The organism is Blautia marasmi (genome assembly GCF_900258535.1).
GTDB classification, from domain to species: Bacteria; Bacillota; Clostridia; order Lachnospirales; family Lachnospiraceae; genus Blautia; species Blautia hominis.
Genome location: NZ_OIWX01000001.1, coordinates 4,706,453 through 4,716,931, shown reverse-complemented (window position 1 = coordinate 4,716,931; position 10,479 = coordinate 4,706,453). Strand labels below are relative to the sequence as shown.

Below are 10,479 nucleotides of genomic sequence, written 5' to 3'. Positions count from 1 at the left end.
CTCCTATATTGTCAGGACAAATTTCTGCCCATCTATTTTTGTCACATCCAGACGGATCCCATAGAGGGTTTCAATACTCTCTGTTGTGATCACGTCGTTTGGTTTCCCCAGGATTTCCACAAGGCCGCCTTTCAGACCAATCACCTTATCAGAAAAATATATGGCCTGATTGATGTCATGGAGCACCATGATGATGGTTATCCCAAACTCCCGGTTCAATTTTTTTACCAGCTCCAGGATTTCCACCTGATAACGGATATCCAGGTATGTAGTGGGCTCGTCCAGAAACAGTATTTTTGTATTCTGGGCAAGGGCCATGGCGATCCACACCCTCTGCCGCTGACCGCCTGAGAGCTTCCCCACCTCCCGGTCCCGGTATTTTGTTATATTTGTCACCTCCATGGCCCACTCTACCAGCCGGTCATCCTCCTCGCTTTTGGCCTGCATCATTTTCATGTGAGGAGTCCTTCCGTATGACACCAGACGTTCCACTGTAATATCATCACTGGAGGTATTATACTGGTGTACAATAGACACCTTCTTTGCAAAATCCTTCAGCCCCAGATTCTGTATATTCTTTCCTCCCAGAAAGATTTTCCCCTTTCTTGGATACAGGTTCTTAGTCATGAGGGAAAACAGGGTGGATTTGCCGCAGCCGTTGGCTCCCATGATGGTTGTGATCTCCCCTTCCTCAATGGCAAAGGACACATCTCTTAAAATCTTGTTCTTACCATAAGAAAAGGAGAGATTCTTAACCTCCATTGCTGTTTTAGTTTGCATATTTCTTTGACCTCCTCAGCAGAATAATAAAGAATGGCCCGCCCACAACACTCATGATAATGGATGCCGAAATCTCATAGGGCGAAGCAACGGTTCTCCCTATGGTATCCGCCAGCAGGAAAGTAAACGCCCCGAAAAGCATGGAAAACGGTATCAATGCCTTGTGGTCACTTCCCACCAGTATCCTTCCGATATGGGGAACGATCAAGCCCAAAAAGCTGATAGCCCCCGCAACGGCTGTGGAAATACTGGCAAGCAGTACAGCCACAAGAGAGATGGTGATGCGCATAGTGTTTACATTGACCCCCAGCCCTCTTGCCGTTTTATCCTCCAGGGACAGCAGGTTGCATTTTCCGGAAAAGATTATGGCCAGGATCAGGCCTGCTATCACATAAGGAACCAGGGTTTTTACGTCATCCCAGGTTTTCATGGTAATATTTCCATTGACAATAGACGCCACGCCTGACATATTGCCCCCACTCATGGAATTTAGCCCGCTGGACAATCCTGTGAACATGGAATTCACAGCCACACCTACAAGGATGATCCGAAGAGGGCTCAGTCCCCCCTTCCAGGAAAGGCTGTATACCAGGAAGAACGCGATCACGCCTCCTAAAAACGCAAACAGCGGCGTGAAGAAAAACAAAGTGGGCGCGAATGCAGTGATCATGACCGCCGCAAAGCTGGCACCGCTGGAAATACCAATGATTCCCGGGTCAGCCAGAGGATTTTTCAGCACTGCCTGGAATAATACGCCTGACACGGCAATTGCCGCCCCCGCCAGCATAGAAATAATAATACGCGGGAATCTCAAATCATAAATAGTTGCCACATCATCATTAAATTCCACAAACAAGCCCCTGAACAGTTCTCGAAAGCTCACCTTGAGACTTCCGATATTGACCGCTGCAAAAAACAATATGAGCAAAAGCAATGCGATCACAAGAAAGGAAGCAGCCGCCCTGGCTGTTTTCTTCTTTTTTCTGTTCTTATCCATTTCTTCCAGGGAGGGGGCAGTCTCCTGCACCATTTCTGATCTCTCCGGTGTTTCCATTTTCATCCCTCCTACTTGGTAGCCTCTTTCAAGGTTTTATCGTCTGTCTTTTCTGTGGCCTCGGAGTCTTCAGCCGCTTTTATGGCTTTCTCGCTGTTTTCTTTTGCCTTCTCTATATCCTCATCGCTGTCGGGATACAGCATGGGCTGCAGTTCATCTAATGCTTCCGGATAACGGAATGTAGCACTCATACCAAACAATTCATAGGTCAGGTCATAAACTCTTCCATCTTTAACTGCGTCAAAATGTTTCCAGATATCGTTTGTCTCAAAATCATCTTTGAACATGGATACCACTTGGTCCGGCAGCGCATGAGCTGCGCGTAGGATCACATCCGGTTCCTTGGTTTTCATATCTTCTGTGTTCACGGTAAGGAATTCCTGGTCTGTACCTGCATAGACATTCTCGCCTCCGGCCAGTTCAACCAGGCTTCCCACATAAGAATTTTCCGTGGCAATTATGTAAGAACCGGGCAGCCCCATGAGTATCAGGACTTTAGGTTTTTCTTTGTCTTTGTTCTTATCCTTGTATTCCTTGTAAAACTCCGTAAACTCTGCCACCTCTGCCTCTGCCTCTTCCTCCCTTCCGAAAATCTCACCCAGTTCCTGTATGGAACGGTACATTCCCGGTACGCTCCGCAGATTCAAAAATGCCCAGTCTGTGTCAATGGCTTCATATTTTGGCTGCAGATCCGACTGCAGGCTTGCAGGACTTAAGATCCAGTCCGGGTTCAGGGAGGATACAATTTCCATATCGGGCGCCATTGCCGTGCCCACCTGTTCGATATTCTCATAGCGTTCAGGCAAAGTGGAGATGGTTGTCTTACAGATTCCCACCAGATCCAGGTTCAGGCGGTCACAGATATCTGCGGTTGCCGGAGATGTGGCGATGATCCTGGGTTCCTCCTCCATGGCGGCCACTTTTTTCTTAGCTGCCTCCACAGCCGCTTTTTCCTCCGGATCGTCAATATTTAAGAGCATTTCCGCACTGTCATCCTCTGCGGATGCTGCCGCACCGGTACTCTGGCTTTCCTTCTCACTTTGGTTCTGGTCCACGCATCCTCCCAGAACCGATGCTGCCAATAGTAAACCAAGGACCGTTCCTGCCATCTTTCCATACATACAAAATTTCTTATTCATCATCGTCATCACCACCGCCCCATCTATACCAGTTTTTGCGGAACAGATATACTACACCTGCCACAGCTCCCAGTAAGATCAATCCTGATATGGTGATGGAAACCACTAGAACCAGAATCTGTTTTCCCGCTGAACCGCTTTCGGGGGATGAGGTCTCTGCGCCTGCTGCCACCGCTTCACCTGCAGTGGAAAGGCTTAATCCCCGGGCACTGTTAAGCGTACTGTTTTCAGTGGAAGGTGTCTCTGTGTCTTCAGAAGGAGCTGCCGCTTCTTTAATGCTGCTCTCCAGTTTGGATGCCTCACCGGTGGAATTCTCTGTATTCTGTGTATCCTCTGTATCCTCTGTATTATCCTTATTTACGGATGTATCATCATTGCCTGAGGATGCCGGCTGGCTCTGTAAAGCTGAAGCAGAGGGAGTGGGTTCAGACTGGTCATTTTCCGAGCCGGACGTGTTGTCTGTCCCTGCCGTATTGTCTGTATTTCCTGACGTTTGGCTGCCTGATGCTGCCGTGTCACTTCCTGAAGCTGATGTGACCATGGTGGCATTCATATCTGTATTATTGCCCTCCGCATAATCACTTGGATACAGATAGAAAATCACATCCCTTCCCATTGGTTCCACATACATAGAACCTCTGACCACACAATTTTCACTTGGTACCTGGATGCAGATATCATTGGTTGCTCCATTATTGTCTGTACCATTCCCTGTAACACCCATAGCCGGGCTGGACCAGCCGGAGTCACCTACATTCTGCACCCAAAAGCTGTGTCCTGATGTGTAGCTCATAAGGCTCATGCGTATGGTCAGGTAGTATTCCCCGCTGTCTGTCACCTCCAGTATCCCGGAGGTGTAAACAGCCCCATCAACCATCCCCTGCCCTGTGGCATAAGATGCCTCTCCGCCTGAATCCTCAATTTCTCCTGTTACCGGGTGTGCATAACAGGGATGGATAACACAGGTATAAACTGTGCCTGAAGCAGCATAAACCGGAACAGCAGCAATGCCTGCCCCCATAAAGAGGGCAAGCATCATGCTTAAAAATCCGGCAAGAAATTTCTTTTTTATTTTCAGTGCCTTCATCTTATTTCCTTTCTGTGTTTTGGCATTTTTTCTCCTGGCGTTTCCCATATACTGCAAGGCTTCCCATACAAAGGGCAAGTAAAGCCAGGAATACCAGTCCGCTGATCGGTGCTTCATCATCGGTCTTGGCATTGGATGCCTTCAGAGTGGAACCTGTGCTGTTGGAAGCACTGCTTAAACTGCTTCCGCTCTTTAAACCAGAGCCGCTGCTTGTCAGGCCGGAGCCGCTTCCTAATGTGGAGCCGCTTCCTAGTGTGGAGCCGCTTCCCAGAGAAGAGTTATTATTTGAATTATTATTCGAGTTATTAATGTTGTTGTCCGTAAAATCAGGATCATCCGCCGTTGTGGATTTCAGGGTACTCCAATCCAGCTTTAAGAACACAGGCTGTGTTCCGGTTCCAGCAGATATAGATTCCATAATAGGAACAAATACCTGAAGAGGTACATACCCATTCTCCAGTGCTTCCGGAATCAGCTCAAAAGTCACCTGATCCGGATAATTTGTTCCGAAGCTATCGCTTATCAGACTTCCGTCACTGTTCTTCTGGTAAGCATCCACAGTTACGTCTGCCAGTGTTCCGACCGGATTTCCATACTGATCCAGTGTATAACCGGTCAGATAATATTTAAGCTGGCTCAAATAACCAAACTGGCTGCTGATGGCAAGTCCCTTGAAGTCAAGGGTGATATAATACTTTCCACCTTTTACTGTCAGCTTGACTGTGTGATTGATGGCTTCATTGGACATAGATGCTGTGGTTTTATCAATCTTTACCATACTGCCGGTAATAGAATACACACCGTCGGCAAGATTTTTGATATCAAGGTTATTATTATTATTGTTGTTGTTATTATTGTTGTTATTGTTGTTGTTATTGTTATCCCCGCCATCATTGTTATTTCCTGAAGGCGCGGCTTTCAGGTCGAGTATTGCAAGGGCAAGAGCCGAGGCCTGTGCGTTTACCTCCTCCTGTGTGGCATCCTCATTATTGAAAACAGTCTCTGCGGCTTTGATAACTTTCTTCAGGGCTTTAATGGAGTCTTCTGTGTACAGGTTCTCTCGCCCTGCCATATTGGATGCAGTCACCAGCATCTCATGCAGGCCCTGCTTCTCTACTTTAGCCGGTTCCACTTTTTCCAGATTATTGACTGCATATGCAAGGATTCTTACCTGCGCGTCAACTTCCTCCTGAGAGGCATTATCATCCTTGTAAACCGCATTTGCCGTATCATACAGGGATTGCAAAACTTCTATGGCTGCAGCCGAATAGTTTTCAGTGTCCTCCAGATACTCTTTTGCCTCTGTCAAAGCTGTTTTTAGTTCTGTTTTCACAGCTCCCACCGTCTGAAGACCCTGAATTGCCTTGTCAACGGCCTGTACACATCTGTTGATCTGGGTCTGGGTAGCTTTTTCATTCTGGTATGCTTCCCATGCCTGATCTCTTGCCTGCTGCAGGATTGCCTTTGTTGCGGCTGTATAAGTTACGTCTTCTGCATTTAAATAGGTATCTGCCACTTCAATCGCTTTCTTCAGTTCGGACTTGTCTGTCTTAATCTCCTCCTGACCAAACAGTGTTTTGGTTGTATTCAGGGCTTTTGTCATGGCATCCACAGCTTCCTGGACCACGTTCACATTATCCTGCACAAATTTTCCGGCTTCAATCGCCTTATCAAGAAGATTCAGTTTTTCCTGTGTAAAGTCTGTAGCTGACAGAACAGCTTTCTGTGCATCCGCCTGGTCTGTGTTCTCTGTCTCTGCCTGGTTTGTGTTCTCTGTCTCTGCCTGTTTCATTTTCTCTGCTGCCGCGTAAAGCTCCGCCTTCAGCGTTTCCAGGGATGTGACTGCTTTATCCAGTTCTGTCTTATCTGTCTGTGTCCCTCCGGTCTGGCTCAGTGTACTCCAGTCAAGCTGCAGTTTCGCGTACTGAAGACCGCTGCCTGTGTTGATGGCTTCCATTACAGGTACATACACCTGTACCCATACTTCCCCATCCCCCAGGTCCACCGGCATGGTCATATAGTGGGGGTATAACTGCCCTTTCACATTCTCATCGGTTCCATTGTCCGGATCATTGTACGTGTCATATACGCCTTCAAAATACTCTTCCACATCCAGCGAAATCGGCGTTTCGTCGGTTGGCATCTGATAACCGCTTTCTCCTCCTTCCCATCCCGGGAAATAGTTCAGTTTTGCCAGGTACCCGGTAAATCCGGATGTGGTCAATGGGCCAAATTCCATTCTCAAGGTGGCTTTGCCGTCCTTCACGATCACCTGCATTGGCTTTCTGAGAGCCGCGTTCCCCATGGATGCCTGGTTTGCTGCTGCATGCCAGATTCTTCCGTCTATAGTATAAGTTCCGTCATATACCACATTTTCTTCTTCCTTCTGTAACATGGAAGCCGACGCATCTTTCAGGAGCTGCAGATGCTTGTCCACCTCAGTCTGGGTGGCTCCTGTATCATTGTATACTGCCTTCGCAGACTGGATAGATGCTTTAAAAAATTCAACCGTCTTATCTGCATATGGGCTGGTATCCAGTTTTTCTGCCTGTTCTACCAGGTCCTTTAACTGGCTTTTGTCAACAGCGCCATATAAATTCTCTACAGCCGCTTCCAGAGATGCGGTTTGTTCATCTGCCTGTGCCTGGGATGCGTTTTCATCGTCTAAGACCGTTTTTGCATTCACCAGGGCTGTCTGCAGGTTATCCCAACCCGGATAATCGTTATTCGTTATCGCTGCTGCGGTGTCATATGCCGCCTGAAGTGCTGTCTTGTCAGCCCTGACAATAAGGCCCTCTACTGCTGCCTGCAGTTTCATGAGCTGCGCTTCCACATCCTGCCCCGATGTATTGGGATCCTCAAGAAGGGCTTTTGCATTCTGGATTTCTCCTGTCAGCTTCTCCAGAGAGGCGGGTGTATATTTTTCGGCATCTGCCAATACCGCCTCTGCGGAGGTGACAGCTTCTTTCAAAGCATCCAGATTTACGTCTTTTGTCAATGCGCTGATAGCCGCATTCACTTTTTCTGTCTGATCATCCGCCTCTGTCTGCAGAGCGAAGGGGTCTTGGGCTGTCTGTGCTGCCATTGCCACTGCTTTCTGAAGTTCTGCCACCGCATCTGCCTGGTATTTATCCGGATTTTCAGCAGCTTCCTTCAGCTTTTCATTGGCCTGGTTTAAGGTTTCTGTCAGTGCGTCCTTGTTTACTGTCTGTTCAGCAAAATCTGAAAACTTAAGAGCTGTCTGCACTTCTTTTCCTTGGATGTCTACATATTTTATAGAAACAGAGTTTGACATGGTGCCAAGTGTAAATACTGCCCCTGTAACGGTTTCCTTGCCGTCATCACCTGTTGTTTTTTCCATTTCAGCATCCACATACTGTTTTTCTGCAAGGTCATAATACTGAAGACTTTGAATTCCCTGCACACCAAGAGAGATATCCGCGCCTTCCTCTTTCACAAGTATCCTGGTATCCGTCACAATATCTGTGTCGGTTATGGATCCTGATGCTGTGTACAGCCCCTGATTCAGAATGACATCATCCGGGGATTTCAGGTTGTTGACAGCTTCCATAAGAACGGTGTATGCACGTTCCATGGATTCGGCTGTTTCCGTTTGATATGCTTCTTCGGCTGCGGCATAAGCAGTCTCAAGAGCTTCCCAGGTTTCCTGTGTATATTCTTCCTTCACCGCTGTTTCAGCTATGGTGATTGCCTGGCCAAGTGCTTCTTTTACCGGTTCATCCGGCGTGTCATTGGAAATCTTTTCTGCATTTTCCCAATCCAGAGTCAGCCATGCATCCTGTGGGAAGTCTCCGCCGCCGATTTCATCCATGATAGGTACCTTGAATCTGGCAGGCCATTTTGCCGTATCACTCACCAGCTTCACATATCCTGATTTAGGATAGTAGTTGAGAGTACCCTCGTTGGCAAAGTCCATAAAAAAGCTTCCGTCCAGATTCTTGTAGTAGGAGTAAAAAGTAATCGGTATCAGCGTTCCTGTGGGATAAGCCCCCACCATGGTCATGTCTTCTCCGTAAAGCCACATTTTTGTCATGTATGAAGTCATATCAAGATAGGTGACCGTTGTATAATCCAGGTACAGGATCTTCTCATCTCCTTTGACAACCAGTCTGGCATTATTGTCAACACACTGGTTCGCCATGGAATTGGCTCCCTCATTTGTCAGGTGCATGATAGAAAGAGGAATCGTGTAGGTACCATCTTCCATCTCTCCCGCATCCTGGCTGTCCTTCACTTCATACAAAGCATAATAACCCAGATCTTGTGTTTTAAAGACAAAATAATTTCCGTCATCAGTTTTTTCTATGGTCCCCTTCAGATCAAGAGATATTATCATATTTTCATCGACATTGACTAATTTCACATTGTCCGGGTTCCAGCTATCCGGTATTTTGAATTTAAGCTGTACCGTACTGGAGGTTCGCCTTGTCTCCCTGCCATCCTGGAACTGTATCTTCCAGTTATACATATACATATCAGAATATGATATGTTGTTCATGATGAGGGAGTAAGCATCCACATTGTCTTCTGGATTGTCTACAATCTCTTCCGCAAGCAGTTTACTGGTATCCGGCAATACAGTGGAATCCGTAACTAAAAGAGTTCCTGTTTTGTCGTCTTCCAGTTGGATAATTGACGCTTCGGAAAGAACGGGGATAATGCAAATTTCATAATTAAATGTAGTTGAAGCAATTTTCTTGCGAATAATGACAGTCTCTCCAAAAACAAAATCTTTGTAATCGTTCAAGTCATAAACTATCTCAAGCTTTCCGGTACTGGTGTCTATATCATTACCGTCTACGTCTCTTATTACAGCCTGGTCTTCATTCAGCAAATCCAAATCCAGCGAATAGGCGGCAGTGGCTGTCTCTCCATCAACTTTCCAATCAGCAGTTTTGTTCAGGAAATATTTTTGGAATTCATTACCTCCACCAACACGAATTGCCTTAAAACTAACTTCATTAATATTCTGCATTTCTTCCCGGTCTATTTTCACAGGCGCCTGTACGTTCAGCCCTGTCTCGCTGCGGCGTCCTGATTTAGCATCATCACTTTGCAGCAGCCGGAATGGATCATCCAGGTTATCCACTTGAAAGGTCAGATATGCCCATATCCCCTCGTCTTCCTGTGTATAGTCATACCAGTATTTATTGTTTTCTTCTATAGCTCCGTCTTTTACTTTCTGTGAAGCCTGGGAATTCTGAAGGTCAAAATCATCTGCCCAGCCTTTTGTCCCCATTTGATTCCAGCCATAACCATCTAAATCAAAATATTCCTGCTTCTGTATCCCAAAGAACGCGCTTTTATTTACTGTATCTTTTTCTATCTGCAGAGTGACTTCATAAGTGTTATTCTCAGCTTTTATCAGAGCCATTGCACTCCTCAGGCTTTTACCCGGCATGCCTTCTGTGAGCAATACGGAATAATACCCGTCATCCAATTGGGTGTGATTCTTCGCGTCATCTTCCCTCGTCACCAAGCCGTCCATGGCTTTTTGAAGTGAATTCAGAAGCATTTTCTGGTATTGCTCCGGAATCTCCTCCGGTTCTGTGATGGTGCTCCTCACCTCAAGGAATGCATTCCAACTTTCCCTTGTATACTCTGATTCCTCCAGACTGTCTGCTTTTGCCAGCAATGCAATGAGTTTCTCTAAAGTAGTCTCATTTTTCACAAGTCCGTCTATGGCTTCCTGCAGTGCGTTTATCACCGTGTCAAGGAACTGCTCCGGTATCTCCTCCGGTTCTGTGATGGTGTCCCTCTGGTCTTTGAACGTCTCCCAGCTCTCCGGGGTGTAGTCCAATTCCTTTAAGCTGTCCGCCTCTTCCAGTAAGGCAAGCAGTTTCTCCAGCTTGCTCTCCTGTTTCACAAGTCCGTCCATGGCTTCCTGCAGTGCGTTTATCACTGTGTCAAGGAACTGCTCCGGTATCTCCTCCGGTTCTGTGATGGTGTCCCTCTGGTCTTTGAACGTCTCCCAGCTCTCCGGGGTGTAGTCCGATTCCTTTAAGCTGTCCGCTTCTTCCAGTAAGGCACGCAGTTTCTCCAGCTTGCTCTCCTGTTTCACAAGTCCGTCCATGGCTTCCTGCAGTGCGTTTATCACCGTGTCTAGAAACTGTTCCGGTATCTCCTCCGGTTCTGTGATGGTGTCCCTCTGGTCTTTGAACGTCTCCCAGCTCTCCGGGGTATAGTCCGATTCCTTTAAGCTGTCCGCTTCTTCCAATAAGGACAGAAGCTTATCTAATAAAGCGGAACCTGATTTTTGAGCGGTTTGTTTTGTATTTACTGTATTATTTGAAGCTGCATATGAAGCATTCGTCAAATTGGACATCAATAGACAAACCATCATGATTGCACAGACTATTTTATAGATTTTTCTTTTTATTCCATCCCTCATACTTTAC

5 protein-coding genes are annotated in these 10,479 nt (G+C 46.8%); all 5 read right to left on the bottom strand.

The genetic code is table 11. The annotated features are described in order from the left end of the window. Positions 1 to 3 precede the first annotated feature (3 nt). Genes C6P39_RS20640 through C6P39_RS20620 form a run of 5 tightly spaced genes read right to left on the bottom strand, consistent with a single transcriptional unit; the run spans position 4 to position 10,472 of the window. Positions 4 to 780 carry an ABC transporter ATP-binding protein gene (locus C6P39_RS20640; protein ID WP_095175228.1) on the bottom strand — a complete coding sequence of 259 codons (777 nt, stop codon included), beginning with the start codon at positions 778 to 780 and terminating at the stop codon, positions 4 to 6. Further along, the gene (locus C6P39_RS20635; RefSeq protein WP_416385728.1) at positions 770 to 1,810 is read right to left on the bottom strand and encodes a FecCD family ABC transporter permease; all 1,041 of its coding nucleotides are present in this window, start codon (positions 1,808 to 1,810) and stop codon (positions 770 to 772) included. The genes C6P39_RS20640 and C6P39_RS20635 overlap by 11 nt, the downstream gene beginning before the upstream one ends. A gap of 35 nt (positions 1,811 to 1,845) precedes the next feature. Continuing rightward, a complete protein-coding gene (isdE, locus tag C6P39_RS20630; RefSeq protein WP_330407104.1) occupies positions 1,846 to 2,976 on the bottom strand; it encodes a heme ABC transporter substrate-binding protein IsdE in 1,131 nt (376 codons plus the stop codon). After that, entirely contained in the window at positions 2,966 to 4,060 is a 1,095-nt protein-coding gene (locus tag C6P39_RS20625) for a heme-binding Shp domain-containing protein (RefSeq protein WP_187144049.1), read from the bottom strand. The genes isdE and C6P39_RS20625 overlap by 11 nt, the downstream gene beginning before the upstream one ends. A 1-nt stretch (position 4,061) precedes the next feature. After that, positions 4,062 to 10,472, bottom strand: a complete 6,411-nt coding sequence (locus C6P39_RS20620; RefSeq protein WP_104805034.1) for an NEAT domain-containing protein — start codon at positions 10,470 to 10,472, stop codon at positions 4,062 to 4,064. Positions 10,473 to 10,479 lie beyond the last annotated feature (7 nt).

Coding starts and splice junctions, on each gene's coding strand:
- C6P39_RS20640 (WP_095175228.1), bottom strand. CDS start 780: ATGCAAACTAAAACAGCAATGGAGGTTAAGAATCTCTCCTTTTCTTAT.
- isdE (WP_330407104.1), bottom strand. CDS start 2,976: ATGATGAATAAGAAATTTTGTATGTATGGAAAGATGGCAGGAACGGTC.
- C6P39_RS20625 (WP_187144049.1), bottom strand. CDS start 4,060: ATGAAGGCACTGAAAATAAAAAAGAAATTTCTTGCCGGATTTTTAAGC.
- C6P39_RS20620 (WP_104805034.1), bottom strand. CDS start 10,472: ATGAGGGATGGAATAAAAAGAAAAATCTATAAAATAGTCTGTGCAATC.
- C6P39_RS20635 (WP_416385728.1), bottom strand. CDS start 1,810: ATGGTGCAGGAGACTGCCCCCTCCCTGGAAGAAATGGATAAGAACAGA.